Raw genomic sequence first — 26,543 nt, 5'->3', positions numbered from 1 at the left:
GCTGTGCGCCGAGCGCTGAACCGACCGTTGTGATCGACTCGGAAGGTTCGCATCTCACGAGGAGAACTGACATGTCGATCGACAACAAGGACGCGGACCCAGTCAGCGCGACCGGACAACCCGGCGCTCTGGGAACCAGCCTGAAACCACGTCACATCACCATGATCTCGATCGCCGGCGTCATCGGCGCCGGACTGTTCGTCGGATCAGCGACTGCGATCAACCTGGCCGGCCCCGCCGTCCTGTTGTCGTATCTGTTCGCCGGCATCCTCGTCGTCCTGGTGATGCGCATGCTCGGGGAGATGGCGACCGCCAATCCCGACACCGGATCGTTCTCCACGTACGCGACCCGCGCGCTCGGCCACTGGGCCGGGTTCTCCGTCGGGTGGCTCTACTGGTGGTTCTGGGTGCTGGTCATCCCGGTGGAGGCCACGGCCGGTGCGCTGATCATGTCGTCGTGGATCGGCGGTGACCAGTGGATCTGGGCGCTCGCCATCACGCTGATCCTCACCGTCACCAACCTGCTGAGCGTGGGCAACTACGGCGAGTTCGAGTTCTGGTTCGCGCTCATCAAGGTGGTCGCGATCATCGGGTTCATCGCGCTCGGCGTGCTCGCGATCCTGGGTCTGCTGCCGGGCAGCGACGTCAGTGGGGTGTCGCACCTGTGGTCGGACGGCGGGTTCATGCCGTTCGGTTTCGGTGCCGTCATCGCCGCCATGCTGACGACCATGTTCTCGTTCATGGGCACCGAGATCGTCACCATCGCCGCCGCGGAGTCGCCCGATCCGAAGAAGGGCATCACCCGCGCGGTCAACTCGGTGATCTGGCGCATCATGATCTTCTACCTGGGCTCGATCTTCATCGTCGTCGCTCTGGTGCCGGCCGCGGAGCTCGACGCCGAGACCGGCTCGTACCAGTTCGTGTTGGGGCAGATGAACATTCCGCACGCGGACCGCATCATGGACGTCGTCATCCTCACCGCCGTCGCCTCGTGCCTGAACTCCGCGCTGTACACGGCGAGCCGCATGCTGTTCTCGCTGTCCGAGCGTGGCGACGCACCCGCGGCGGTACGCAAGGTGTCGAGCCGCGGCGTGCCCTACGTGGCCGTACTGGCCTCCACGGCACTCGGATTCGTGGCCGTCGTCGGCAACTACGCGCTGCCGGAGAAATTGTTCGGGTACCTGCTCGCGACCACCGGGGCCGTGGCTCTCTTCGTGTACCTCGCGATCGCGGCCAGCCAGTTGGTGTTGCGGCGCACGCTCGACCGGGAGGGTCGCCGACCTCCGGTGCGCATGTGGCTGTATCCGTGGCTGACCTATCTGGCGATCGGCTTCATCGTCGTCGTCCTCGTGATGATGGTGATCATGCCGGAGCAGAGGACGGCCATCGGCTTCTCCGCGGTGTTGGCAGCGGTCACCGTCGTGGCCGGTGTGTTGCGTCAGCGACGCGTGACCGCCGCCGAGTCCGCGCGCGTCTGATCGCCCCACCACCGTCGTTCAGAACGGTGGCGGGTCGTCGATCGCTGCGGCTTCTCGAGCTCTGCGGTTGCGAGCCCGTTCGGCGCGTCGCCGTGCATGGACGGCCGCGAGGCGAGTGCGTCGTCTCGTCGGTGCCGTCTCGGTCTCTGGCGGCGGGTGCACCACCGGGTCGTCGAAGGTGACGTCGGCCAGTTCCGGGTGGAGGTCGTATCCGTTGTGAGCCGGCCCGGGAACGGTGCGCCCCTCCGGTGTGGTGACGGTCGAGAGGACTCTGCCGGGTAGCTCCGGATCGGGGTACTGATCGTCGAGGAAGTCGGTGAACGTCTTCAGAGTGTGGTGAAAGCGGCACTTGCCGTTCAGATTCACTGCAGTGGTCTGTCCACCGGCGGCCGGGTCGTCGTGGTCGTACTCGGTGACGTGGTCCAGATCGGCCGTCATCGCCGGGTTGTTGCATCCGGGCCACGTGCAGTACTGGTCGCGGGCACGGACGAATGTCTCGAGTGCCGCGCTGGGCCGGTACGGGTCGGCCGGCTGATGGGCTGCGGGCGTCGTGTCCATGGGTCGCCGCACGGCATCGGAACGGTCCGCCAGATCCTGCAGGTGATCGGGCGAGATGACACCGTAACCGTGCAGGAAGCCGGAACGGCCGGAGGTGTCCGAGGCGGTATCGGATGGCGAACTGTCGGTCCTTGTGGCGTCGACGGTGGCCGCATCACCGACCACGTGCACGACGACGGTGGTCGCGCTGATCGAATCGGGGTCGGTCTCCGTGTGGGCGCACGTGGGAGCGCCGCACTGGCAACCGAATCCGGTGCCGGTGACGAGCGCGAACAGTGCATCGGACGCGCGGGCGTTGCGGCTGCGCGGATCGTGTGAGCAGACGTTCGCAGCGAGAGCCTCGACCCGGGTTGCGACGAGCAGCGCGTCCTCGGCCGGCATGGTGGCACCGACTGCCGCCATGCCGTCGGGCGCGTTCTCGACCCAGAAGGAGCGATTCTCCTTCGCCTTGATGCGCCTCTCGCGCACCGCATCCGGATCGTGGCGATGCACGATGCAGTCGACCATGTCCCGCAGCCGGGTGTCGGACCACGAACGGCGACGCCGAAGCGCGGCAGCGATCTCGGAATCCACCTCGTCGGAGTAGTCGCGGCCGTCGACCAGATCGGTACGAGTCACGATGGTGTGCAGGTGCTTCGGCGCGAGCAACCCGTCGCGCAGGCACTCGGCGACACGCGGCAGACGATCGCGCAGTACGAGAGCACGGAACAGAATGCCGTCGGCGGCGCCCTGGCTGACGGACAGCACGGTGGCGATGCGGGCGGCGCACTGCGTCGCCGCGTCCAGGCGTCGGCGGTCCGAGGCCTCGACCGGCGCGACGATGAGGGCATGGAGGTGCGCGGCCGCCCGGTAGCGCGTCCACTCAAGGAAGCCGAGGCCGGCGGTGGCGTGCACGACGGTGTCCAGAGCCTCCTCGATCGACGCATCGATCAGCGTCACCGGAAGGCCCATGGCCTCCGGACTCTGCTGCGCCCACCCCGACTCGAACATAGGTGCGAAGGTAGCAGTGCCCACCGACACATGTCAGGAGTGGCGACGTGCGAGGTCTGCCGCAAGCTCCGCGAGGTGTGTCCGCGCCTCCTGCGGCTCCACCACCTCGATGTGATCGGCGAACTGCAGCAGTTGCCGCACCCCCTCGATGGTCGAGTATCCGATCGACATCTGCGTCCAGCCGTCTCCAGCGGGCTCGCTCGCGGTGATGCGCGATCCGAGCACACGCTGAGCGAGATCCGTTCTGCTCGAACGGAGACGAGCCGTGACGACCACGTCGCCGGGCGCCTCCACCGCCGCGGACAGCTCGGACCACACACCGCGCAGGCCGACGGAACGACGGTGACTCGACTCCGCGAGAACCTCGTACCCGTCCACCCTCGCCAGTGCGAACAGCCGTCCGTGCCCACCGACGTCGGCGACCAGGTACCACCGACCGGCCTTCGCGGCGAGACCGTACGGATCGACCACCACCGTGTCCGCCGCCGGCGCCCCGCTTCGTCTGTAGCGCAGGAGGAGTCGGCGGCCGAAACGCAGCTCGAGCGCCAGATCCCCGACGTTCACGACGTCACGCCCGAGTGCGAACCAGCTCGTGTTGTCGACGACGACGAGGTCGGCGAGGCTGCGGCCCGCCGCCTCGACGCCCGCTCGACGCGCCGCGATCTTGCGCATCGCCATGTCGTGCGTCCCGGTCACACCGAGCCGCTCGCGCTGCTCCTCGTCCAGACCGGCGAGTGTCATCGCGTCCATCTCCGCCGGCTCGAGGTACGACGCGTTGAGTCGCGCCCCCGGCAACAGCACGATCCCGCCGTGCCGTCCGCGCTCGGCGTACACCGGCACGCCGGCGGCCGACAGGGCATCGACATCGCGCAGCACGGTGCGCCGGCTCACCTCGAGCCGTTCCGCGAGTTCACCGGTGGTGATGCGGTGCCGGGTCTGCAGCAGCAGAAGAAGGGAGAGAAGCCGGGACGACGTCATGACAGAAATTGTGCGCCGAAAAGGTGACAGCTTCTGGCAGGTATGGCGCGCTTCATGGAATCCGTCATCCACCTCACTCACACAGGAGCCTCTCGTGCCCGCACCCGACCTGTTCCTCGTCTACGTCACCGACATCGACCGTTCGACCGACTTCTACAGCCGACTGTTCGACATCGAGGCGACCTTCCGCAGCCCTCGCTACGTCGCCTTCGACGTCGGCGGAACCGTCACGTTCGCACTGTGGAGCGGGCGCCCCGACCATGCGCACTCGGCCACTCCGCGGACGTCCGAGATCGGGGTGATGCTGCCCGGTCCGGCGTCGAGGATCGACGACGTGTTCCGGGACTGGTCCACGACGGCCGGACTCGTCGTCGTCGAATCGCCGCACGACGACGTGTTCGGCCGGACGTTCGTGGTCGCCGACCCCGACGGCAACCTCGTTCGGGTCGCTCCGGTCGACTGACCCTGACGTGACAGCCACCACACTCGATTGACCGTGACGCGGCGACACAGCTACCTTCTGTCCACCTTCTATGCTCCACCGCATAGAACCGACGGAGCGGGGTTCCATGGCACTGCATCAGGCACCACCCACCACCTCGCTGTCGGGGCGAGGCCGCGCGCTCGCGCTCCTCGTCATCTGCGCGGCCGAGTTGCTGGTCGTCCTCGACAACACCATCGTCAACGTCGCGCTGCCGTCCATCGGCGTCGAACTCCAGACCTCGATGTCCGGCCTGCAGTGGGTGGTCGACGCCTACACACTGACGTTCGCCGGCTTCCTGTTGGCGCTCGGGCACTTCGGCGATCGGTACGGTCGCCGCCGCGTCATGACGATCGGCCTGCTCGGGGTGGCGGCGCTGTCCGTGGTGGGGGCCCTGTCGGGTGACCTCGGCCAGGTCGTCGCGGCGCGCGCCGTCATGGGCGTCTTCGCGGCGGCAGTGTTCCCGGCGACACTGGCCATGATCATCACCCTCTTCACCGACCCCCGTGAGAAAGCACTGGCCGTCGCCGCCTGGACGGCCATGGCCGGATTCGCCATCGCGATCGGCCCGACCGCGGGCGGCTATCTGCTGGAACACTTCTCGTGGCACTCGGTGTTCTGGATCAACGTGCCCGTGGCACTCGTCGTGGCCCTCGCCGCTCGGCTTCTCGTGCCGGAGTCGCGCGCCGAACACGTCGGCCGCTTCGACGTCGTCGGACTGGTGTCCTCACTGGTGGCCGTCACGGCGTTGGTGTGGACGATCATCGAGGCCCCGCATCGCGGATGGCTGTCGGCCAGCTCCCTCGCCGGCTACGTGCTCTCGGCCGTGGCGATCGCCGGCTTCATCGCGTGGGAGAAGCGCACAGCCGCTCCGGTTCTCGATCCGACCCTGTTCGCGAACCGCCGTTTCTCGCTCCCGGCGCTGTCGATCGCCGTCGGCTACTTCTCCATGTTCGGCTTCCTGTTCATGATCACCCAGTACTTCCAGGGCGTCCGCGAGTACTCACCGCTCGAGTTCGGCCTGCACTCACTGCCGTTCGCGGTGGCCGTGGGTGTGGGCGGACCGATCGCCACGCTGATCGCTCAGCGCTTCGGTGCCACCGCCGTCATCGTGTCGGGACTGCTCATCGTCAGCACGGGAATGGCCATCGCCGGCCAGACCACCGTGGACACGCCCTATGTCGGCCCGGTATTGCTGTCGATGGTCCTCATGGGACTGGGACTGGCCGTCGTCCAGGGACCGGCGACCGACTCCATCATGTCTGCGGTCGACCTCGACGGCGCCGGCGCCGGATCGGCGGTCAACGACACGACGCGTGAGATCGGCGGCACACTCGGTGTGGCGGTACTGGGTTCGATCGTCGCCTCCGTCTACTCCGCACGCGTCACCCCCTTGGTCGATGCGGTGCCCTCGGCACTGATGACGGACGGCGAGAAGGGTTTCGCGTCCGAAACCGTCATCGCCGTGATCGAGATAGCGACGCGTCCCACGCCGTCGCTGTTCGAACAGCAGAAGGCGGAACTGATTCTGGCGATGAAGTCCGCGAGTCTCGAAGGATTCCAGTTCGCCTCGTACGTCACGGTGTCCGCGTGCCTGGCGTGCGCAGTGGCCGTCGCGATCTGCATGCCGTGGAAACCCGCCGCCGACTCGGTTCTGGCCGCAGCACGAACACGCCGCCGGTAGTCTGACGTCGGAGTGCGCTGAATCCCAGCGCACTCCGGCGCCGCAGACCGTCGAAACGAGTCGTCGTGAGATCACAGCGGATCAGTCCTGATCCGGTCCTGTCGTTTCTCGCGTTGACGCCGAGACCAGCAGAACGATCTCGCGCCGTCATCGCGGGCATCACTGTGCTCGTCGGCGTCGCCGGCCTGCTGCTCCTGCCCTCCGACGCCCTTCGGCCGGGCGGCGCGGTGTGGATACTTCTGTTCTCCGCCACGACTGTTCCCGTCGCGGTCGCCTGGTTCATGACCACACGTCCGAGGCATTTCGAGACCGCCTACGTCGTCTACGCCGACGTCGGCGTGATCACCGTCGTGGCGATGTACGACTCCGCGTTCCTGTCGATGCCGGCGTGCGCCGTCCTGGTACTGGTCTCCCTGTTCGCAGCGGCGTTCACCGACCCCCGCACACTCACGCTGCATGTCGTCTTCTCCTGCGGTGCGCTCGTCGTCCTCGCCGCCGTCTCGGTCGAGCAGGGTACGGAGATCTGGCTCGTGCTGTCACGCACGCTCGCGTTGATGAGCATGTTCGCCACGCCCTTCGTGATCCGGATGTACGTCTCCTACCTCCGCCGACAGGTCGAAGCCTCGCAACGCGATCCACTCACGGGGTTGCTGACGCGACGCGGGCTGTACAACCGGGTGACGTCGCAATCGCAGTCCGTGCAGAGTCGCAGCACCGCTCTCGGCGTCTTCGTCGAGATCGCCGACTTCGCGGACGCCGAGCAGCGATTCGGCCGCGGCTCAGGACGGGAGGTGCTCGAGGAGATCGCCGAGAGGCTCACCACAGAGGCGCCGGCGGACGCCGTCGCCGCGAGGCTCAGCACCTCGCAGTTTCTGTGCGTGCTTCTCGTCGGCCCGGACGGTTCCGCCGACCGCGCGATGCGGGACCTGGCCACCGGACTCGAGAGCACACCTCTGCGCAGCGCACCGGTCACGGTCCTGACGGGCTCGGTGGTGGAGACCGTCGACCCGCATGCCGACGTGGGCACCACCCTGCACCACCTGATGACGCGCGCGGAGGCGACGATGCAGCGTCGCCACGCCACCCGGGCCTCCGCGTCGGCGGACCTGCGCGACCGCATCGCGGCGCTCATCGCGTCGGGCGGCCCGAACATCGTCTTCCAGCCCGTCTGCACCACCGACACGGGAGCCGTCGTCGGCTACGAGGCGTTGTCACGATTCCCCGACGGGTACGGCTCACCGCAGACGTGGTTCACCGACGCGTCGACCGTCGGACTGCGCGTGGATCTCGAACTCAGCGCCATCCACGCGGCGATCACCGCGTCGAGCGTGCTCCCACCGGGCGCGTTCGTGGCGGTCAACACCTCGGCGGACACCATCCTGTCCACCGACCTCGCCGCGGACCTGATCGGGCGCGGAGACAGGGGCAGGCGCTGGATCGTGGAGGTCACCGAGCATGACCGCATCGACGACTACGACGGGATGGGCGTCGCCGTCGAGATGTTGCGCTCGGCGGGCGTCCTCATCTCGGTGGACGACGTGGGGACCGGCTACTCGGGTCTGCGTCAGCTGGTGGAACTGCGTCCCGGCGTGGTCAAGCTCGACGCCTCGCTCGTGCGCGGCATCGACACCGACCCCATGCGCCGCGCCGCCGCCGTCAGCATCGTCACGTTCTCACGGGAGATCGGCGCCGTCTGCATCTTCGAAGGCGTGGAGACCGCCGAGGAACTCGCCACGGCGCGCGAGGTGGGAGCGGACCTGGTGCAGGGATACCTGCTCGGCCGCCCCGCACCCGCCTCGGAACTCCTCGTGAGAGACACCCCGTACCCCGCCCCTTGATGACAATGGTTATCATTACTGCATGGCCCCTCTGCTCCCCGTCACCGTCCTGTCCGGCTTCCTCGGCGCCGGCAAGACCACCGTCCTGGAACACGTGCTCGCGAACCGGCAGGGCCTCAGGGTCGCGGTGATCGTCAACGACATGAGCGAGATCAACATCGACGCGAGGCTCATCGACGGATCGGTCACCGGGTCGACCACGCTGGTGCGCACCGAGGAGCGGCTCGTCGAACTCACCAACGGCTGCATCTGCTGCACGCTCCGCGACGACCTCATCGAGGCCGTGGGCACGCTGGCGTCGGCAGGCGACATCGACTACCTGCTGATCGAATCGACCGGCGTCTCGGAGCCCATGCCCGTCGCGGCATCGTTCGACTGGATCTTCGACGGTGCCGACCGCGACTCCCCCGTCAGCCTCGGCACCCTGGCCCGACTGGACACGATGGTGACGGTCGTGGACGCGACGACCTTCCTCACCGAGATCTCCCGAGGGGACACGCTCGACGAGCGTGACCTCGATGTCGCCGAGGGTGACGAACGATCCATCTCGGACCTTCTGGTGGACCAGGTGGAGTTCGCCGACGTCGTCCTCGTCAGCAAGACGGATCTGGTGTCCGACGCGCTCGCCGGAGCCACCGAAACCGCTGTGCGACGGCTGAATCCACGTGCCGAGGTGGTGCGCACGGTGAAGGGAGTCGTCGACCTCGCCCGCATTCTCGACACCGGCCTCTACGATCCCGACGCCGCGCTGCACGCACCGGGATGGGACGACGAGCTGATCGGCACACACGTGCCGGAGACCGAGGAGTTCGGCATCTCGAGCTTCGTCTACACCGCTGATCGCCCGTTTCACCCGGCGCGGTTGGACCGGATACTCGACCGGTTGCAGGGTGTGCTGCGCAGCAAGGGTTTCTGCTGGATCGCCTCGCGACCCGACCAGGCTGCGGTGTGGTCACAGGCGGGTCCGACACTCACCATCGACGGCGCGCAGCCCTGGCGGGAGATCGAGGTTCCGGCGGGGCAGGAGATCGTGATCATCGGGGTCCGACTGCGCGCACACCTGATCCGCGATCTTCTCGACACCGCGCTCCTGACGGACGCGGAGACGGCAGCGGGCCCGGACGCCTGGAGAGGCTATCCGGACCCGCTGCCCACGTGGACGTCTCAGCTCAGCACGAGCGTCGCGCCGTCCTCCGACGTGTCGACCGTGACCGTGTCACCGTCGACGACCTCGCCCGCCAGCAACAGCTTGGCCAACTGATCGCCGATGGCCTGCTGGATGAGCCGACGCAGCGGACGCGCGCCGTACTGCGCGTCGTATCCACGGACGGCCAGCCAGAACCGAGCGGACGGGGTGACGTCGAGCGTCAGCCTGCGTGCCGACAAGCGACGCTGCAGCTGCTCGAGCTGGATGTCGACGATCGACTCCAACTGCTCCTCGCTCAGCGGGTCGAAGACGACCACGTCGTCCAGCCTGTTGACGAATTCGGGCTTGAACGCGCTGCGTACCGCCGCCATGACATGGTCTCTGTCGCCACCCGCACCGAGGTTCGAGGTGAGGGTCAGGATCGTGTTGCGGAAGTCCACCGTCCGGCCCTGGCCGTCGGTCAGACGGCCCTCGTCGAGCACGGCGAGCAGGATGTCGAACACGTCCGGGTGCGCCTTCTCGACCTCGTCGAACAGCACCACCGTGTACGGCCGACGACGCACGGCCTCGGTGAGCTGACCACCGGCCTCGTACCCGACGTATCCGGGCGGGGCACCGACCAGTCGAGCCACCGAGTGCTTCTCGCTGTACTCGCTCATGTCGATACGGATCATGGCGCGCTCGTCGTCGAACAGGAAGTCTGCCAACGACTTGGCGAGTTCCGTCTTGCCGACGCCCGTGGGTCCGAGGAACAGGAACGACCCGGTGGGCCGATTCGGATCGGACACCCCGGCACGAGCCCGACGCACCGCGTCGGACACGGCCTGGACCGCGTCGTCCTGCCCCACCACGCGCTTGCCCAGCTCGTCCTCCATGCGGAGGAGCTTCGCCGTCTCGCCCTCGAGCATCCGGCCGGCGGGGATACCGGTCCACGCCGCGACCACGTCGGCGACGTCGTCCGGGCCGACCTCCTCCTTCAGCATCACGTCGCCCTGCGGGACGGAGGCCGCGGTCTTCTCCGCGAGTTCCTTCTCGAGCGACGGGATGCGTCCGTAGCGCAGTTCGGCGGCCTTGCCCAGATCACCGTCGCGCTCGGCGCGCTCGGACTCACCGCGCAGAGACTCCAACTGCTCCTTGAGATCTCGGACGGAGTCGATGGCGTTCTTCTCGTTCTGCCACCGTGTGCTGAGCTCGGCGAGCTTCTCCTTGCTGTCGGCCAGTTCTCCGCGCAGCTTCTCGAGACGAGCCTTCGACGCGTCGTCTGTCTCCTTGGCCAGCGCCATCTCCTCGATCTCGAGTCGGCGCACGACGCGCTCGATCTCGTCGATCTCGACCGGACGCGAGTCGATCTCCATGCGCAGACGCGACGCGGCCTCGTCCACGAGGTCGATCGCTTTGTCGGGCAGGAACCTCGACGTGATGTAGCGGTCGGACAACGTCGCGGCGGCGACCAACGCGGAGTCGGTGATGCGCACACCGTGGTGCACCTCGTACCGCTCCTTGAGTCCACGCAGGATGCCGACGGCGTCGTCCACGGACGGCTCACCGACCAGCACCTGCTGGAACCGGCGCTCGAGGGCGGCGTCCTTCTCGATGTACTTGCGGTACTCGTCGAGCGTCGTGGCGCCCACCAACCGCAGCTCACCACGCGCGAGCATCGGCTTGATCATGTTGCCCGCGTCCATGGCGGACTCGCCCGTCGCGCCCGCACCGACGATGGTGTGCAGCTCGTCGATGAACGTGATGACCTGGCCGGCCGAGTTCTTGATGTCGTCGAGCACTGCCTTGAGCCGCTCCTCGAACTCACCGCGGTACTTGGCGCCCGCCACCATCGATCCCAGGTCGAGCGACACGACGGTCTTGCCGCGCAGACTCTCCGGGACGTCGCCGGCGACGATGCGCTGCGCGAGGCCCTCGACGATCGCGGTCTTGCCGACGCCGGGCTCACCGATGAGCACCGGGTTGTTCTTGGTACGGCGCGAGAGCACCTGCACCACCCGGCGGATCTCGGTGTCACGACCGATGACCGGATCGAGCTTGCCGGTGCGTGCGGCCTCGGTGAGATCGGTCGAGTACTTCTCCAGAGCCTGGTACGTGGCCTCCGGGTCCGGGCTCGTGACGCGGGCACTGCCACGCACGGTGGTGAACGCCTCGCGCAGCGCCGCCGGTGTCGCCCCGTTCTTCTGGAGCAACGTCGCGACGTCGGAGTCGCCCGTCGAGAGTCCGACCACCAGATGCTCGGTGGAGACGTACTCGTCGTCGAGTTCCGTGGCCAGCTGCTGAGCGGCGGTGATCGCGGCCAGCGCGTCACGGCCGAGCTGCGGCTGGGTGGTGGAGCCGGTGGCCGACGGCATGCGGTCCACCAGTGTCTGCGCCTGCGAGCGGATCGCGCTCGGGTCGACGCCGACAGCCTTCAGCAACGGCGCGGCGATGCCGTCCGTCTGGTCGAGCAGTGCGACGAGCAGGTGAGCCGGCCGGATGTCCGGGTTGCCCGCTGCGGATGCCGACTGCAGTGCAGCGGTCAACGCTGCCTGGGTCTTAGTGGTGGGAGTGAACGAGTCCACCGGTCACCTTCCTTCGGGTCGAACGGGTGTGTCGACGAGAACAACCTTAGCCGACTTGAGTCTATTCCGCTCAAGTTTGTTGACGCGGTGCCACGCAGGACGGCGCCGCCCTACGCGCTGGCCGTGACCGCGCACGACCACTACTCTCGGACACACCACTCGCACACGAACCCGACACCCGTCCCCACAATCGAGGGGTGCCCATTGCTCGACCCGCAGGCCCTGGCGCGAGTGCGCGCCGGAGTTGCCTCCGCGCTGTCCGACGACGCCGCGGACACCGTGGCCGGCGCCTTCTACGCTCGGCTCTTCGCCGAGTACCCCGATTTCCGCGGCTTCTTCCCCGCCGCCATGGATCAGCAGCGACACCGCCTCCTGCGCGCCGTCGACCACGTCGTCCGCCATCTCGACGACCGCGAGTTCCTCCCCTTCCTGCATCAACTCGGACGTGACCACCGCAAGCACGGCTTGACCGGCGCCCACTTCCTCGCCGCCCAGAACGCGCTGGTCGACGCGTTACGCACCACGGCGGACCCGGACGTCTGGACCGACGAGACCGACGATGCGTGGCGCCGAGTGGTGTCGATGATCTGCAACTCGATGGCCGTCGGCGCCGACACCGAGGACCTGCCGCCGTACTGGGGAGCGACGGTCGTCGAGCACCATCGCGTGCTCGACGATCTCGCGATCGTGCGCCTGCAGACGGACGCCGACATCCCCTTCGCTGCCGGCCAGTACCTCAGCGTGCAGATCCCGCAGCGGCCGCGGATGTGGCGGTACCTCTCCCCCGCGATCGCGCCCAACGACTACCGCGGCATCGAGTTCCACGTCCGGCGGGTGTCGGCCGGCTGGGTGAGTCCGGCCATCGTCTCGGAGACCACGGTGGGCGACCGCTGGCTGCTCGGACCGCCGCTGGGCGGACTCAGCGTGGACACCGCACCGGGCAGCGAGGACGTGCTCATGATCGCGGGCGGCACCGGCATCGCCCCCCTGCGTGCGCAGCTGATGGACATGGCGATGCGGAGCCGTAATCCGCGGGTGCATCTGTTCGTGGGCGGCGAGTACCCGAGCGACCTCTACGATCTGGACACACTGTGGAACCTGGCGCGCACCAACCCGTGGCTCACCATCGTGCCGGTCGTGGAGCAGCCCGAGGAGCCGTGGTGGCGTCCCGGTCCGGCACGCGAGTTCCCACCGGGCATGAACCACACCATGGTGGGCAAGCTCGGGCAGGTGGTCACCCGGTTCGGATCGTGGGCCGATCGGCAGATCCAGGTGTGCGGGTCACCGTCGATGGTGCGCACCACTCTGTACGCGCTGCGCAAGGTGGGGACGCCGATGCAGAACGTCCAGCACGATCCCCTGGGTCAGTGAGGGTGCGAGTGCGCCAGGCGGCGTAGCGGCGGCACGGTCTGCGGCGGCTGCTTGCGGGGTGGAAGCACACTCAGCAACCGGGTGGTCGACGCGGTGACCTCGGCCACGGCGGTCTCGAAGGCGTCCCGGTTCGCGTCCGACAGTGTGCGGAGCCCGCTGACCTTGCGCACGTACTGACGCGCGGCCGCCTCGATCTCCTCGTCCGTCGCCGCAGGCTCGAGGCCGCGCAGTTCGGTGATGTTTCGGCACATGCGAATCACGGTAGACCGGGCCCCGTCCGAGGGGAACACCCCAAGAGCTTTACGCTGTACAGGCACCGCGTCGGATAATGACCACCAATTCAAGTTTCATGCAGTTTTCGATCACCGTGAATTCATTCGTTCAACCGATTGCGCGCTGATCGGAAAGCGCATTTCCCATCATCCGCTCGGGCGCCGACAAACCACCCCAGACGCCGTACGGTTCACCGGCGGCCACCGCGTAATCACGGCACCGCACGAGCACGGGGCACTGTTCGCAGACCCGTTTGGCCTGCTCCTCACGGGCTGTTCTCTTATGTCCCCGTTCACCTTCCGGGTGAAAGAAGACGGCAGAATCCATACCGCGGCACAATCCGTTCAACTGCCACTCCCACGTCGTGGCAATCGGCTCGGGTAACTGGACGGGCTTCGACATGACGCTCCTCGTTGTTCGCCTCGTATGCGACGTCACGCTCTCAGTATTACATTACGAACAATCGTCCAAAAAGTTAATGCGAATAGTTGTGACACACGATTTCCCGTCATCGCGAGTCACAGACACCCCCGCTGCCGCTCCGCGGACCTCTCTCCCCGATGAGGCGAGCAGGGCCCCCGTCGCCTAGGTTTGACCGAGTGAGAAGCCCCGGTCACCGTCCAGGTCGTGCGCTGTGAGCGCTGTGGACCTCCCCCTCGACCTTCGCCGCGCCCTCGTCGGCGTCGCGCGGGTGCCGAGACTGTTGGTCGCCTCCGACTACGACGGCACCATGGCGCCGTTCGTCTCCGACCCGCAGAAGGCGTTCCCGTTACCCGAGTCCGTCCGCGCACTCCGCGCACTCGCCGGTCTGGCCGGCACGCAGGCGGCCGTGATCTCGGGGCGCGCGCTGCGTGACCTGGCGATCCTCTCCCGTCTGCCCGTCGAGGTGCAGCTCGTGGGCAGCCACGGGTCCGAGTTCGACGCCGGCTTCGTCACCGAGCTCGGCGGCGAGGCGACGGCACTGCTCGAGCGCGTGGTCGCCGAGCTCCGCACGGTCGCGTCCCGCGGCGCGAACATCAGTGTCGAGACCAAGCCCGCCAGCGCCGCGTTGCACGTGCGCAACGCCGACCCCGAGGCGGGACAGCGCGCTCTCGACGAGGTCCGTGCGGGTGCCGCCACCTGGGACGGCGTGCAGGTCACCGAGGGCAAGTCCGTGATCGAGCTCGCCGTCATCGCGACCGACAAGGGCCAGGCCCTCGACATCCTGCGGCACCAGGGCGGCGCCTCCGCCGCCGTCTTCTTCGGCGACGACGTCACCGACGAGAAAGCGTTCCGACGGCTGCACGGGCCGGACATCGGCGTCAAGGTCGGCGACGGCGACTCGCTCGCCGGCTACCGCGTCGACACCCTCGAGCAGGTGGCCGCGGCGCTCGCGTTCCTGTTGGAGGAGCGACGCACCTGGCTGTCCGGTGCGGACGCCCCGCGCATCGAGCGTCTCACCATGATGGCGAGCCCACGGTCGGTGGCCCTGCTGACGCCCGAGGCCGGCCTCACGTGGCTGTGTCACCCCGAACCCGACTCCGCCGCCGTCTTCGCGCACCTGCTCGGCGGCGACGAGGCGGGTCACTTCACCGTCGGCCCGCTGCGTCCGTCGCTCCCCCTGAGTCAGCAGTACATCGACAGCACCATGACGGTGCAGACCCGCTGGGCCAGCCTGCAGGTCGACGACTACCTCGCCCACGACGTGCCGAGCGATCGCACCGACTTCACCCGCGTGATCACCGGCAAGGCGAAGGCCGTGGTCACGTTCGCGCCGCGCCCCGAGTTCGGGCAGGCACGCGTCCGGCTCGAGTCCGAGGGCGACGGCCTGCGCGTGTTCGGCACCAACGACCCGATGGTGCTGCGTGCGCCGGGCATCACCTGGACCGTCACCAGCGAGCACGGCCAGGAGACCGCACGGGCGGAGATCGATCCGTCCACCGGTCCCGTCGTCCTCGAGCTCCGTTGCGGGACATCGGACCTGGGGCCCTCCGAGGTGCCCGAGTCGGAGCGTCGCGCCGAGGCCGAGTCCTACTGGCACGACTGGGCGGCCGGGCTGACCCTTCCCCAGCTCAAGCCCGACCTGATGAAGCGGTCCGCGCTCACCCTGCGCGGCCTGGTGCACGCCGACTCCGGGTCGATCATGGCCGCGGCCACGACGTCGCTGCCCGAGGAGATCGGCGGTGTCCGCAACTGGGACTACCGCTACTGCTGGCTGCGCGACGCGGCCCTGACGGCGTCCGCGCTGGTGTCCCTGGGCTCGCTCTCCGAGGCGGAGAACTACCTGCACTGGGTGCACGACGTGCTCGAGACCGTCCCCGGACCGGAGCGCCTGCACCCGCTCTACACGCTGTGGGGGCAGTCGCTGCCTCCCGAGGCCGTCATCGACGCCCTGCCCGGGTACGCGGGGTCCCGCCCCGTGCGGGTGGGCAACGCCGCCAACCAGCAGGTACAGCTCGACGTCTTCGGACCCATCGTCGACCTCATCGCGACACTGGCCCGCGCCCGCACTGCGAGCGGCGTCACCGCGAACGCCGAGGTGCTCACCGATCAGGACTGGGACCTGGTGTGCGCCATGGTCGACGCCGTCGAGCGACGCTGGTCCGAGCCGGACAACGGCATCTGGGAGATCCGCGGCAACCCGCGCCACCACGTCTACTCCAAGGTGATGTGCTGGCTCACCGTCGATCGCGCCATCACCCTGGCCGAGGCGTACGGCCGCGAGGCGCAGCTCGGCTGGAGCACGTTGCGTGACGTCATCCGTCGCCAGGTGCTCGACAAGGGCTGGAGCGACGAGGCGCAGTCCTTCACGGCCGCGTACGGCGGAACCGATCTCGATGCGGCCACCCTGCACATCGGCCTGTCCGGTCTCATCGATCCGAGCGACCCGCGCTTCGCGGCGACGGTCACCGCGACCGAGGCGGAGCTGCGCAGCGGCGCCACGGTGTACCGCTACCACCACGATGACGGCCTGCCCGGCGGCGAGGGCGGGTTCCACCTGTGCGCGGCCTGGCTCGTCGAGGCGTATCTCCTGATCGGGCAACGACTTCCGGCCGAGGCGCTGTTCACCCAGCTCGTCGCCGCCGCGGGCCCGACGGGTCTGCTGAGCGAGGAGTACGACCCGGTCGCGGAGCGCTCACTGGGCAACCACCCGCAGGCCTACAGCCACCTCGGCCTGCTGCGCTGCGCCCAGTTGCTCGCGCGCTAGCCGGTCCGCACCGGGCCGAGCGTCACCCCGGCGAGCAGATGCGTCGGGAGGTGCTCGGTCCGGTCCACCCCGGAATGGCTGACGCCCAGCACGATCTCACCGACGAGTCTGCCCTTCTCGAGGACGGGCTGCTGGACCGACGTCAGGCCGATACGGCGCGCCTCGTCGACCCCGTCGAAACCGGTGACCGACATCTGTGCGGGCACCGAGACACCCTGCGCGGCACAGTGATCGAGCGCGCCCAGAGCCAGCACGTCGGACGTGCACACCAGCGCAGTGGTGTCCGGCGCCGCCGAGAGCGCCTCGGCGGCCGCCGACCGTCCGGCCTCCCGCGTATGGTCGAAGCGCTCGACGATCACGATGTCGGGATCGACGCCCGCCGCGATCATCGCGTCGCGGATGCCGGCGAGACGCTCGCGCTGGACGTGGAAGGTGATGCCGCTCCGGCGTTCCGGATCGACGAGTCCGTCATGCCTGTCGCGGCGCAACCGCATGCACACCACGCTGATGCGGGTGTGGCCTCGCGCGAGCACCTCCTCTGCCATCCGCCGCATCGCCACCCTGTCGTCGATCCCGACGAGCGACGTGTCCTCCGCGTCCCGAGGCTGGTCGCACACGACCGTCGGCAGATGTCGGTCACGGACCGCCGTCAGGTGTGGATCGTCGTCGGACACCGAATAGACGACGAACGCGTCGACCCCCGCCTGCTGCACGACGGCCGCGGCGTCCTCCGGCGTGGAGGCCGGCCCCGCGGGGATGAGCAGCAGACCGCGTCCGGCCCGCTCGCACGACTCGGCGAGGCCGGTGAGGAACTGCACGGCGGCGGGATCGGAGAACGAGTAGCTGAGTGCCTCGGTGAGGACGAGCCCCACCGCACCGGCGCGCCGGGTGCGCAGCGAGCGGGCGACCGGATCCGGCCCCGGATAGCCGCGGGCCCTGGCCGCGTCGAGCACACGCTCCCGCATCTCGGGTGAGAGCTGGTCCGGGCGGTTGTAGGCGTTGGACACGGTGGTGCGCGAGACGTTCAGTTCGGCGGCCAGCGACGCGAGCGTGGCCATCCGTCGCGGTTCCGTCGACCTCGCCATGAAGAGACGGTATCCGGTCGGGGTCGCGCACGTCGGCTCCGGCACGGTTTCGCATCGGGGTGGCGGAGCGGTAAGGTCACGACAACGGTTTCCATTAACGATAACGTTCGACCGACCCAGGAGCACCCCTCGTGTACGCACCCGCCCGAATTCCCCTCCGCACGCTCGTCACCGCCCTGGGTATGACCGCCCTGACCGCGACCGCCCTGGTGGGATGCAGCTCCGACGACACCGCGACGGCCGAGTCCGGTCGCCCCACCGTCGTCGCGTCGACCAACGTCTGGGGTTCGGTCGCCGAGGCCGTCGTCGGCGACCGCGCGGACGTCACGGCGATCATCTCGGATCCGTCCGCGGACCCGCATTCCTACGAGGCCAGTCCCGGCGACGCGGCAGCCCTGTCCGAAGCCTCCCTCGTCGTGTACAACGGCGGCGGCTACGACGAGTTCGTCGACGACGTGCTCGGCTCCGCGGGCGACGTGCCCAGTGTGGACGCGTACTCGCTGCTCGAGGGGCACGCGGACGACGCCGACCATGCCGACGAGGCGGGTGCCCACGACCATTCGGGCGAGACCAACGAGCATGTCTGGTACGACCCGGAGATCGCGGCGGCCACCGCCGAGGCGATCGCCACCGAACTCGGTAAGGTCGACCCCGACAACGCGGCCTACTACACCGAGAACGCCGCGGCGTTCCACGACGACATCCACGAGATCACCGACATCACGGATCGCATCGCCCAGCAGAAGCCGGGCGCACCCGTCGCGCAGACGGAGCCGATCGCGCACTACCTGCTGGAAGGAGCCGGGGTGGACGACAAGACCCCCGAGGACTTCGAGGACGCGATCGAGGAGGGCAACGATCCCTCGCCCGCCGCCGTCGCCGCGACGCGTGACCTGTTCACCGGCAAGAGCGTCGACGTGCTCGTCTACAACGTCCAGACGGAGGACGCCGTGACCGAGGACGTGCGCCGCATCGCCGAGGAGAACGGAACCCGCGTCGTCGAGGTCACCGAGACCCTGCCCGCAGGGCAGGACTACATCTCCTGGCAGCGCACGGCGGCGCAGGATCTCGCCGACGCGCTGGGGGTCGTGTGACCGCTGTTCGACTGACCGGAGCCACCCTCGCCTACGGCGATCGGGTGCTGTGGTCCGATCTCGACCTCGAGGTCGCACCGGGTGAGTTCGTCGCCGTGCTGGGCCCGAACGGCTCCGGTAAGACGTCGCTCCTCAAGGTGCTGCTCGAGCAGGCCCACCTCACCGCCGGCACCGCGACCATCGCCGGCGGTCGATCCTCCGTCGGCTACATCCCTCAACAGAAGGCCATCGACGAGGGCGTCCCGCTGCGCGGGCGCGACTTCGTCGGCCTCGGGTGGGACGGACACCGCTGGGGCATCGGCTTCCGTGGGCGCCACGCCCGTCGCGACGCGGTGGACACCGCCGTCGCCTCCGTCGGTGCGGAGGCCTTCGCCGACGCGCCCCTGGGGCAGATGAGCGGCGGCGAGCAGCAGCGGCTGCGCGTCGCGCAGGCACTGGTCGGCGATCCGGACGTACTGCTCTGCGACGAACCGTTGCTGAGCCTCGACCTCGCCAACCAGCAGATCGTCGCGCACCTGATCGACCAGCGTCGGCGCTCGCACGGCACCTCGGTGGTGTTCGTGACGCACGAGCTCAACCCGATCCTGCCGATCGTCGACCGGGTGGTCTACCTCGTCGACGGCAAGTTCCGCATCGGCACCACCGAGGAGGTGATGACCTCCGAGGTGCTCTCCGAGCTGTACGACACCGACGTCGAGGTCCTGCGCGTCCGCGGGCGGCTGGTGGTCGTCGGTACCGGAGACGCCATGGACGCCCTGGGGAGTGCCGGCGGAATACACCACGTGGACGAGTCGGAGTAGGCATGGACAAGGTTCTCGACGCCCTGAGCAAGGCATTCGACTTCGGTACGACGGCCGATCTCCTCACCTACGACTTCGTGCAGCAGGCGCTCATCGCCGCGGCGATCCTCGGTGTGCTCGCCGGGGCGCTCGGTCCCCTCATCGTCAGTCGACAGTGGTCGTTCGCCGTCCACGGCTCCTCCGAGCTGTCCCTCACCGGTGCGTCCGCGGCGCTGCTGGTGGGGTTGGCCGTCGGGGTCGGTGCCATCCTGGGATCCGTCATCGCAGCCGTCCTGTTCGCCCTGCTGGGCCGACGTGCGCGCGAACGCGACTCCGTCATCGGCGTCATCATGAGCTTCGGGCTGGGCCTGTCGGTGCTGTTCCTGTGGGCATATCCCGGCCGCACCGGCACCAGCTTCTCGCTGCTGGTCGGGCAGATCGTCGGTGTGGGCAGCACCGGACTCGGCCTCCTGCTCACGGTGGCGCTCGTCGTCATCGTCGTACTCTTCGTGGTCTACCGGCCCCTGCTGTTCGCCAGTACCGATCCCGAGGGCGCCGAGGCGCGCGGCGTACCGATGCGACTGCTGTCCATCGTGTTCGCGATCCTCGTCGGTGTCGCGTGTGCGCTGGGCGTCCAGATCGTCGGCGCCCTGCTGGTGCTCTCGCTTCTCATCACGCCCGCGGCAGCGGCGTCTCGGGTCACGGCCAACCCCGTCACGGCGACGTGGCTGTCCATTCTCTTCGCCGAGGTCGCGGCCGTGGGCGGCATCCTGCTCTCGCTCGCTCCCGGAGTGCCGGTCTCGACCTTCGTCACCACCATCTCGTTCGTCATCTACCTCGTCTGCCGGGCGATCGGTCGACGCACACCGGCCCGCGCCGTCGTCCACGCCTGACCGTTACGCTCTTGTGAATGGTCGATCTGAACTCCGATCTCGGCGAGGGCTTCGGCACCTGGACGCTCGGTGACGACGCGGCGATGCTGCGTGTGGTCACCAGCGCGAACATCGCGTGCGGCTTCCATGCGGGTGATCCGGCCACGCTGCTGCGGACGTGTGCCGACGCCGTCCGGTCCGACGTGCGCATCGGTGCCCAGGTGGGATACCGAGACCTCGTGGGCTTCGGCAGGCGCTTCCTCGACATCACCGCGGAGGACCTGCGCGCCGACGTGATCTACCAGATCGGGGCACTCGACGGCCTGGCCCGCTCAGTCGGCGGACGCGTGCGCTACGTCAAACCACATGGTGCGCTGTACAACACGATCGTGCACCACGAGGTGCAGGCCCGTGCCGTCGTCGACGCCGTGGTGGCGTACGACGCATCGCTCCCGGTGCTCGGGCTGCCCGGCTCGGCGTTTCTCGAGATCGCCGCGCGGGCGGGCCTCCGGACCGTCACCGAGGCGTTCGCCGACCGCGGGTACACCTCGGCGGGAACCCTGGTCTCGCGACGGGAGAACGGCGCGGTCCTGTCCGACGTCGACGCGGTGGCGCAGCGTGTGCTGCGGATGGTCACCGAGGGCGTGGTGGACTCCGTCGACGGAGTGACGGTGCCGGTCGACGCCGACTCGGTGTGCCTGCACGGCGACACCCCCGCTGCCGTGGACATGGCCCTGGCCGTGCGTGCGGCGTTGTCGCGCAACGGCGTGACCCTGACCCCGTTCGTGTCGTGAGGATCGTCGCGGCGGGCGACCGCGCCCTGCTGGTCGATCTCGACGACGTCCGTGCGGTCGCGGCGCACCACGCCGGGTGGGCCGTCGGGCACCCCGGAATCGCCGAGATGATCCCCGCCGCCGCCACCGTGCTGGTGATGCTCACCGAGGACGCGGAACCCTCACGGGTGTCGGCGTGGCTCCGCGAGACGCCGCCGGCGGAGGTACTCGACCGCGCCGGTGAGACGATCACGATCGACGTCCGATACGACGGCCCCGATCTCGACGAGGTGTGCGCGACAACAGGACTGGACATCGTCGCCGTGCACACCGGTCAGGTGTGGACCGCCGCGTTCTGCGGCTTCTCCCCCGGCTTCGCGTACCTGGTCGGATCCGATCCGTTGTCGATACCGCGCCGCACCGATCCGCGCACCTCGGTGCCGGCGGGATCCGTGGCGCTGGCCGGCGAGTACACCGGGGTGTACCCGACCTCGTCACCCGGCGGGTGGCAGATCATCGGCACCACCGGCGCGGCGCTGTGGGACGTGAACCGGGACGATCCCGCGCTGCTCGCGCCCGGCACGCGCGTGCAGTTCCGCGCGGTCTCGTCATGAGCGCGGTGACCTGATGCTCGAGGTAGTGGCAACTGGGCCGCTGACGACTGTGCAGGACCGCGGCCGCACCGGGTGGTCCTCGCTCGGCGTCGGCACGTCCGGAGCAGCCGACCGGCGGTCGCACGACGCGGCGAATCGGTTGGTGGGGAACACGATCGACGCCGCGACACTCGAGGTGACGCTCGGCGGACTGGTGGTGCGCGCACGCACCGAGGTGGTCCTGGCAGTGACGGGGGCTCCGGCCCCGTTCACGGTGGACGGCGTACCGCAGGGGCACGGCGCCGTCGTCGTGGTGCCGTCGGGCGCCGAGATCCGCCTCGACTGGGCACCGGTGGGACTGCGCACGTACGTCGCCGTCCGCGGCGGCATCGACGTGCCCCCGGTTCTGGGGAGCCGATCGACCGATTCCCTGTCCGGCATCGGACCCGAGCGAGTGGCGCCCGGCGCCCTGCTGCCGATCGGTCACGACGCCGAGGACTGGCCTCGGGCGGACATGAATCCTTTTCCGTTCGAGCACCGTACGACCCTGCGGGTGATTCCCGGCCCGCGCGCGGACCGGTTCACCGACGACGCGCTCGACCTGCTGCTCGCCCGATCCTGGACGGTGGGGACGGATTCCGACCGCGTCGGCATGAGACTCGAGGGCGCCGAGCCACTGTCACGATCGCGCGACGACGAACTCCCGAGCGAAGGCATGGTGACCGGCGCACTCCAGGTGCCGCCGTCGGGAATGCCCGTGCTGTTCCTCGTCGACCATCCGGTGACCGGCGGCTACCCGGTGATCGCCGTCGTGGCGTCGGCGGATCTCGGATCCGCGGCGCAATGCGTTCCCGGAGAGGAGATCCGGTTCACGGCCCGAAGCGCCACCACGCGATGACGTAGAACACCATCGCCGTCACCAGACCCGCCACCACCCACAGCACCACGGTGTAGTCGACCCACGACCCGATCGGCGGGGCGCCGGGGAACAGGTTGCGGATGGGGAGCACCGCGAAGAGCGTCACCGCGAACCACGTCATGATCGGCGGCAGGAACTGCTTTCGGCGGCGCAGCGTCTGGATCGACACGAACAGCGTGCACAACGGCAGGACGACGAGCACGACACAGATCGCGAGGTCGAAGATGGTGGTTCCGACCGTGCGGGAGACCCTGATGTCGAAGGCCTGCGCCGACGACGCGTCGATGTCGACGGCCTCGACACTCCACGACGTGAGGGAGTCCGTCACCACGATCTCCGACGGCACGGCCACTCGTCCGGTGGACGCATTCGAGAACACTCGCACCTGGATCGACGACGCGTCGTAGGTGTCGAACGGCCATCGCCGGATGTCGCCGTCCGCGTACAGGGAGACCGGGAGCGGGCCCACACGGGTGCCGCTGGGGAACGTCAACGTGCCGGCGCTCGCGGTCGGGGTGACGTCGACGATCAGGTCGTCCACCAGGTTGCCGTCGGCGTCGGTCAGCTCGGCCCCCGGATACACGGACACGCGGGCGTCGAGAGAGAAGTTCTCACCGGACACGGTGTCCACGTCGAGGTAGACGAGCGCGGCGTCAGGTGCTGCCTCACGCAGGTCGGGGCCGTCGGGCGGGCTCCCCAGCGCGTAGGTGAGCACCACCGCGACGTACGCGGCCACCACCACGACCACCAGGACCACACCGCGCACTCTGCGACCCGCCGCTGTCATGGACAGATGATGACAGGACTCAGGTCTGCGCGTGCGGTTCCAGCACGTCGTACTCCGCGCAGAGAAACGCGCCGTTGCGCGCGAAGTCCACGAGTCGGAGATCGAACCGACGCGGGAACAGCGGCCTGCCGGCACCGAGAGTGACCGGTGCGATCGAGACGACGATCCGGTCCAGGTGGCCGGCCTCGGCGAACTGCGCTGCCAGATCACCGCCACCCACGATCCAGACGTCCTTGCCGCCGGCGGACTCCTCGATCGCCGGCCACAGGTCCGCCACGTCCCCGGCGGCGAATCGTACGTCGTGCTCGGAGGCCGCGACGTCTCGATGGGTCACCACCCACGCCGGCATGTCGTACGACCACGCCTCCCCGGTCGACTCGTTGTGGTCGAGGACCCAGGCGTAGGTCGTGGCGCCCATGACGATCGCGCCGATGTCCGCGATGAAGTCGCCGTAGTTCATCGGGCCGTGCTCGTCGATGTCCTGACGGAAGAGCCACTCGAGAGAGTCGTTCTCGTCGGCGAGGTAGCCGTCGAGGGTGCTGGCCGTGAAGTAGGTGGTCCTGGTCACGGGGCCATTCTGCACCCGACCACCGACACCGATCGCGCTGCGGAGTGTGTGCACACCCTATCCGGTGAGCGCACACCCTTCACCGCCGGCTGCAGAGGGTGTGCGGTTCAGGCAAGGGGTGTGCGCATCCCCCACCCGCGTCCGCTGAGTCGGATCAGCCCCGGCGCTGCCGCGCGATGCCCGCGAGCACGACACCCGCTGCGACGGACGCGTTGAGCGACTCCACCGGACCGGCCATGGGGATCGACAGGATGCTGTCGCAGTTGTCGCGGACGAGGCGGGACAGACCCTTGCCCTCGGACCCGACGACCACCACGATCGGCCCGGTGCCGTCGAAGTCGTCCAGCGAGGTGTCGCCGTCGGCGTCGAGACCGACGACCATGACGCCCTTGTCGGCCCAGTCCTTCAGCGTCCGAGTCAGATTGGTCGCACGGGCGACGGGGAGACGCGCTGCCGCGCCGGCACTGGTGCGCCACGCGACGGCCGTGACACTCGCGCTGCGTCGCTGCGGGATGACCACGCCGTGTCCACCGAATGCTGCGACCGACCGGACGACGGCACCGAGGTTGCGGGGGTCGGTGATGTTGTCGAGAGCGACCAGCAGCGGCGGCTCCTGACGCTGGCGCGCCTGCGAGAGGAGATCGTCGGGATGGGCGTACCGGTACGGCGGCACCTGGAGCGCGATGCCCTGATGCATGCCGTTGGCGCTCATCCGGTCGAGATCGGTGCGGGAGACCTCCAGGATCGAGATGCCCTTGTCCGCGGCGATCTGGACGCTCTCCTTGAGCCGATCGTCGGCCTCGGTACCCGACGCGACGTACAGCGCCGTCGCCGGCACACCGGCGCGCAGGCACTCCAGGACCGGGTTGCGGCCCAGCACGTTCTCCGGACCGTCCTCGGTCTTGCGGACCGGCGGGCGTCCGCGACCCGAGCCGGACGCGTCCCGGCTGGTCGGCCGTGCGCGCCGTGCGTGCTTGGTGCGCTCGGCCGCGGGCGGGGTCGCGCCGCGGCCCTCGAGGCCCTTGCTGCGCTTGCCGCCGGACCCGACAGTCTGGCCCTTCTTGGTGCCGGTCTTGCGCACCGCTCCGCGTCGACTCGAATTGCCTGCCATTACTTCTCCGTACCTTCCGGCTGTGCGATCGACCATTCCGGGCCGTTCGGGGTGTCGGTGACCTCCACGCCCGCGCGGGCGAGGCGGTCACGAATACGGTCGGCCGTCGGCCAGTCCTTGCCTGCCTTGGCGGCGCTGCGCAGCTCGAGATCGTCCGCGATGAGCAGATCGAGCGCCGCCCGTTCCGCCGACGCGTCGGCCGAGCCGGACGCCCAGTGCGGATCGAGAGGATCTACGCCGAGGATCGACGTCATGGCGCGGACGGACGACGCGGCCTCGACGGCCTTGTCCAGCTCCCCCGCAGCCAACGCACTGTTGCCCTCGCGGCGGAGTCCGTGGATCTCGGCGAGCGCCTTGGGCACCGAGAGATCGTCGTCGAGGGCCTCGGCGAACGCGGGCGTCCAGGTACCGATCGGTACCTCGCCCGCGCGCTCCGCGGTCTTCGTCACGAACGCCTCGATGCTCCGGTACGCCGATGCCGCTTCCTGCAGTGCCTCGGCGGAGTATTCGAGCATCGACCGGTAGTGCGCGCTGCCGAGGTAGTAGCGCAGTTCCTGCGGACGCACGGTTTCGAGCATCGCCGGGACGGAGACGACGTTGCCGAGCGATTTCGACATCTTCTCGCCACTCATGGTGACCCAGCCGTTGTGCAGCCAGTACTGCGCGAAACCGTCTCCCGCAGCGCGGGACTGGGCCAGCTCGTTCTCGTGGTGCGGGAACACCAGATCCAGTCCACCACAATGGATGTCGAACGCGGACCCGAGGTAGGTCTCCGCCATCGCGGAGCACTCGATGTGCCACCCGGGCCGGCCGGGTCCCCACGGGGTGGGCCACGACGGCTCGCCGGGCTTGGCCGTCTTCCACAGCGTGAAGTCGCGCGGATCGCGCTTGCCCGCAGCGACGCTCTCACCCTGGTGGACGTCGTCGAGCCTGTGCCCGGACAGAGCGCCGTACTCGCCCCAGCTCCGCACGTCGAAGTAGACGTCGCCGGCGGCCGCGTACGCGTGGCCAGCGTCGATCAACCGACCGATCAGCTCGACCATCTGCGTGATGTGACCCGTGGCGCGCGGTTCGGCCGACGGGGGAAGCACACCGAGCGCGTCGTAGGCCGCGGTGAAGGATCGCTCGTACGTCGCCGCCCACTCCCACCACGGACGGCCGGCGTCGGCGGCCTTGTTCAGGATCTTGTCGTCGATGTCGGTGACGTTGCGGACGAAGGCGACGTCGTAACCGGCGGCCGTCAACCACCGTCGGAGAACGTCGAACGCGACGCCGCTGCGCACGTGACCGATGTGGGGATGCCCCTGGACCGTGGCCCCGCACAGATACACCGAGGCGTGTCCGGGGGCCAGCGGAGTGAACTCACGCACGGCCCTGGTCGCGGTGTCGTAGAATCGCAGGGTCACGACGGCC

23 protein-coding genes are annotated in these 26,543 nt (G+C 68.9%); 13 read left to right on the top strand and 10 right to left on the bottom strand.

Going from position 1 to position 26,543, the window contains the following annotated elements; genetic code table 11:
• Positions 1-71: 71 nt before the first annotated feature.
• Positions 72-1,478: an amino acid permease gene (locus tag JOE30_RS05995; RefSeq protein ID WP_027506428.1), complete on the top strand. Its 1,407-nt coding sequence runs from the start codon at positions 72-74 to the stop codon at positions 1,476-1,478.
• Between the two features lie 18 nt (positions 1,479-1,496).
• On the opposite strand, the gene JOE30_RS05990 is transcribed toward JOE30_RS05995, so the two are convergent.
• Positions 1,497-3,026, bottom strand: a complete 1,530-nt coding sequence (locus tag JOE30_RS05990) for an HNH endonuclease signature motif containing protein (protein WP_204869783.1) — start codon at positions 3,024-3,026, stop codon at positions 1,497-1,499.
• A 33-nt stretch (positions 3,027-3,059) separates the two neighbouring features.
• Positions 3,060-4,004 carry a YafY family protein gene (locus JOE30_RS05985; protein WP_204869782.1) on the bottom strand — a complete coding sequence of 315 codons (945 nt, stop codon included), beginning with the start codon at positions 4,002-4,004 and terminating at the stop codon, positions 3,060-3,062.
• A gap of 94 nt (positions 4,005-4,098) precedes the next feature.
• Here JOE30_RS05985 and JOE30_RS05980 point away from each other — a divergent pair, with 94 nt between their 5' ends.
• The 4 genes from JOE30_RS05980 to JOE30_RS05965 all read left to right on the top strand — a co-directional run bounded on the left by JOE30_RS05980 (position 4,099) and on the right by JOE30_RS05965 (position 9,268).
• Positions 4,099-4,467: a VOC family protein gene (locus JOE30_RS05980; protein WP_204869781.1), complete on the top strand. Its 369-nt coding sequence runs from the start codon at positions 4,099-4,101 to the stop codon at positions 4,465-4,467.
• 106 nt (positions 4,468-4,573) lie between these two features.
• The gene (locus JOE30_RS05975) at positions 4,574-6,169 is read left to right on the top strand and encodes an MFS transporter (protein ID WP_204869780.1); all 1,596 of its coding nucleotides are present in this window, start codon (positions 4,574-4,576) and stop codon (positions 6,167-6,169) included.
• A gap of 65 nt (positions 6,170-6,234) precedes the next feature.
• A complete protein-coding gene (locus JOE30_RS05970) occupies positions 6,235-8,007 on the top strand; it encodes an EAL domain-containing protein (RefSeq protein WP_204869779.1) in 1,773 nt (590 codons plus the stop codon).
• Between the two features lie 22 nt (positions 8,008-8,029).
• On the top strand, positions 8,030-9,268 hold the full coding sequence (locus tag JOE30_RS05965) for a GTP-binding protein (protein WP_204869778.1): 1,239 nt from the start codon (positions 8,030-8,032) through the stop codon (positions 9,266-9,268).
• Here the strand turns inward: JOE30_RS05965 and clpB are convergent.
• Complete coding sequence (gene clpB / locus JOE30_RS05960) at positions 9,172-11,718, bottom strand: ATP-dependent chaperone ClpB (RefSeq protein ID WP_204869777.1); 2,547 nt, start codon at positions 11,716-11,718, stop codon at positions 9,172-9,174. The two genes, JOE30_RS05965 and clpB, sit on opposite strands and share 97 nt — an antisense overlap.
• Before the next feature lie 204 nt (positions 11,719-11,922).
• Between clpB and JOE30_RS05955 the strand changes: the two genes are divergently transcribed.
• The gene (locus tag JOE30_RS05955) at positions 11,923-13,089 is read left to right on the top strand and encodes a globin domain-containing protein (RefSeq protein WP_204869776.1); all 1,167 of its coding nucleotides are present in this window, start codon (positions 11,923-11,925) and stop codon (positions 13,087-13,089) included.
• On the opposite strand, the gene JOE30_RS05950 is transcribed toward JOE30_RS05955, so the two are convergent.
• Both JOE30_RS05950 and JOE30_RS05945 read right to left on the bottom strand, forming a co-directional pair.
• A complete protein-coding gene (locus JOE30_RS05950) occupies positions 13,083-13,340 on the bottom strand; it encodes a DUF2277 domain-containing protein (RefSeq protein ID WP_204869775.1) in 258 nt (85 codons plus the stop codon). The two genes, JOE30_RS05955 and JOE30_RS05950, sit on opposite strands and share 7 nt — an antisense overlap.
• Positions 13,341-13,470: 130 nt before the next feature.
• A complete protein-coding gene (locus JOE30_RS05945; RefSeq protein WP_204869774.1) occupies positions 13,471-13,764 on the bottom strand; it encodes a WhiB family transcriptional regulator in 294 nt (97 codons plus the stop codon).
• 232 nt (positions 13,765-13,996) lie between these two features.
• On the opposite strand from JOE30_RS05945, the gene otsB reads away from it, so the two are divergent.
• Complete coding sequence (gene otsB, locus JOE30_RS05940) at positions 13,997-16,549, top strand: trehalose-phosphatase (RefSeq protein ID WP_204869773.1); 2,553 nt, start codon at positions 13,997-13,999, stop codon at positions 16,547-16,549.
• On the opposite strand, the gene JOE30_RS05935 is transcribed toward otsB, so the two are convergent.
• Entirely contained in the window at positions 16,546-17,634 is a 1,089-nt protein-coding gene (locus tag JOE30_RS05935; RefSeq protein WP_204869772.1) for a LacI family DNA-binding transcriptional regulator, read from the bottom strand. The two genes, otsB and JOE30_RS05935, sit on opposite strands and share 4 nt — an antisense overlap.
• A 182-nt stretch (positions 17,635-17,816) precedes the next feature.
• On the opposite strand from JOE30_RS05935, the gene JOE30_RS05930 reads away from it, so the two are divergent.
• From JOE30_RS05930 to JOE30_RS05905, 6 genes are read left to right on the top strand one after another with little or no spacing between them, the layout of a single operon-like run.
• Positions 17,817-18,728 carry a metal ABC transporter solute-binding protein, Zn/Mn family gene (locus JOE30_RS05930; protein WP_204870814.1) on the top strand — a complete coding sequence of 304 codons (912 nt, stop codon included), beginning with the start codon at positions 17,817-17,819 and terminating at the stop codon, positions 18,726-18,728.
• Positions 18,725-19,528 (top strand): metal ABC transporter ATP-binding protein, encoded by an 804-nt coding sequence (locus JOE30_RS05925; protein WP_204869771.1) that lies wholly within the window; start codon positions 18,725-18,727, stop codon positions 19,526-19,528. The genes JOE30_RS05930 and JOE30_RS05925 overlap by 4 nt, the downstream gene beginning before the upstream one ends.
• A gap of 2 nt (positions 19,529-19,530) precedes the next feature.
• Positions 19,531-20,400, top strand: a complete 870-nt coding sequence (locus JOE30_RS05920) for a metal ABC transporter permease (RefSeq protein ID WP_204869770.1) — start codon at positions 19,531-19,533, stop codon at positions 20,398-20,400.
• A 17-nt stretch (positions 20,401-20,417) separates the two neighbouring features.
• Positions 20,418-21,173, top strand: coding sequence for a LamB/YcsF family protein (locus tag JOE30_RS05915; protein ID WP_204869769.1), 756 nt, complete (start codon positions 20,418-20,420; stop codon positions 21,171-21,173).
• Entirely contained in the window at positions 21,170-21,766 is a 597-nt protein-coding gene (locus JOE30_RS05910; protein WP_204869768.1) for an allophanate hydrolase subunit 1, read from the top strand. Before JOE30_RS05915 ends, JOE30_RS05910 begins: the two co-directional genes overlap by 4 nt.
• A 13-nt stretch (positions 21,767-21,779) precedes the next feature.
• On the top strand, positions 21,780-22,643 hold the full coding sequence (locus tag JOE30_RS05905; protein ID WP_204869767.1) for a biotin-dependent carboxyltransferase family protein: 864 nt from the start codon (positions 21,780-21,782) through the stop codon (positions 22,641-22,643).
• On the opposite strand, the gene JOE30_RS05900 is transcribed toward JOE30_RS05905, so the two are convergent.
• The 4 genes from JOE30_RS05900 to cysS all read right to left on the bottom strand — a co-directional run bounded on the left by JOE30_RS05900 (position 22,615) and on the right by cysS (position 26,536).
• Positions 22,615-23,451 carry a DUF4436 family protein gene (locus tag JOE30_RS05900; RefSeq protein ID WP_204869766.1) on the bottom strand — a complete coding sequence of 279 codons (837 nt, stop codon included), beginning with the start codon at positions 23,449-23,451 and terminating at the stop codon, positions 22,615-22,617. The genes JOE30_RS05905 and JOE30_RS05900 overlap by 29 nt on opposite strands.
• 19 nt (positions 23,452-23,470) lie before the next feature.
• Complete coding sequence (locus JOE30_RS05895; RefSeq protein ID WP_204869765.1) at positions 23,471-24,019, bottom strand: dihydrofolate reductase family protein; 549 nt, start codon at positions 24,017-24,019, stop codon at positions 23,471-23,473.
• Between the two features lie 154 nt (positions 24,020-24,173).
• Positions 24,174-25,130: a 23S rRNA (guanosine(2251)-2'-O)-methyltransferase RlmB gene (rlmB, locus tag JOE30_RS05890; protein ID WP_027506446.1), complete on the bottom strand. Its 957-nt coding sequence runs from the start codon at positions 25,128-25,130 to the stop codon at positions 24,174-24,176.
• Complete coding sequence (gene cysS / locus JOE30_RS05885; RefSeq protein ID WP_204869764.1) at positions 25,130-26,536, bottom strand: cysteine--tRNA ligase; 1,407 nt, start codon at positions 26,534-26,536, stop codon at positions 25,130-25,132. Before cysS ends, rlmB begins: the two co-directional genes overlap by 1 nt.
• Positions 26,537-26,543 lie beyond the last annotated feature (7 nt).

Origin of the sequence: Rhodococcus sp. PvP016 (genome assembly GCF_017832185.1) — a bacterium.
In the GTDB taxonomy this organism is placed as follows: Bacteria; Actinomycetota; Actinomycetes; order Mycobacteriales; family Mycobacteriaceae; genus Rhodococcoides.
The sequence above is the reverse complement of the archived record's forward strand: the minus strand, read 5'-3'. Positions and strand labels throughout refer to the sequence as shown.

Excerpts from the sequence above, each read along its gene's own strand:
- JOE30_RS05975 (WP_204869780.1), top strand. The coding sequence starts at position 4,574 with ATGGCACTGCATCAGGCACCACCCACCACCTCGCTGTCGGGGCGAGGC.
- JOE30_RS05945 (WP_204869774.1), bottom strand. The coding sequence starts at position 13,764 with ATGTCGAAGCCCGTCCAGTTACCCGAGCCGATTGCCACGACGTGGGAG.
- JOE30_RS05915 (WP_204869769.1), top strand. The coding sequence starts at position 20,418 with ATGGTCGATCTGAACTCCGATCTCGGCGAGGGCTTCGGCACCTGGACG.
- JOE30_RS05985 (WP_204869782.1), bottom strand. The coding sequence starts at position 4,004 with ATGACGTCGTCCCGGCTTCTCTCCCTTCTTCTGCTGCTGCAGACCCGG.
- rlmB (WP_027506446.1), bottom strand. The coding sequence starts at position 25,130 with ATGGCAGGCAATTCGAGTCGACGCGGAGCGGTGCGCAAGACCGGCACC.
- JOE30_RS05990 (WP_204869783.1), bottom strand. The coding sequence starts at position 3,026 with ATGTTCGAGTCGGGGTGGGCGCAGCAGAGTCCGGAGGCCATGGGCCTT.
- JOE30_RS05900 (WP_204869766.1), bottom strand. The coding sequence starts at position 23,451 with ATGACAGCGGCGGGTCGCAGAGTGCGCGGTGTGGTCCTGGTGGTCGTG.
- JOE30_RS05920 (WP_204869770.1), top strand. The coding sequence starts at position 19,531 with ATGGACAAGGTTCTCGACGCCCTGAGCAAGGCATTCGACTTCGGTACG.
- JOE30_RS05905 (WP_204869767.1), top strand. The coding sequence starts at position 21,780 with ATGCTCGAGGTAGTGGCAACTGGGCCGCTGACGACTGTGCAGGACCGC.
- JOE30_RS05950 (WP_204869775.1), bottom strand. The coding sequence starts at position 13,340 with ATGTGCCGAAACATCACCGAACTGCGCGGCCTCGAGCCTGCGGCGACG.
- JOE30_RS05965 (WP_204869778.1), top strand. The coding sequence starts at position 8,030 with ATGGCCCCTCTGCTCCCCGTCACCGTCCTGTCCGGCTTCCTCGGCGCC.
- JOE30_RS05995 (WP_027506428.1), top strand. The coding sequence starts at position 72 with ATGTCGATCGACAACAAGGACGCGGACCCAGTCAGCGCGACCGGACAA.
- JOE30_RS05930 (WP_204870814.1), top strand. The coding sequence starts at position 17,817 with ATGACCGCCCTGACCGCGACCGCCCTGGTGGGATGCAGCTCCGACGAC.
- JOE30_RS05935 (WP_204869772.1), bottom strand. The coding sequence starts at position 17,634 with ATGGCGAGGTCGACGGAACCGCGACGGATGGCCACGCTCGCGTCGCTG.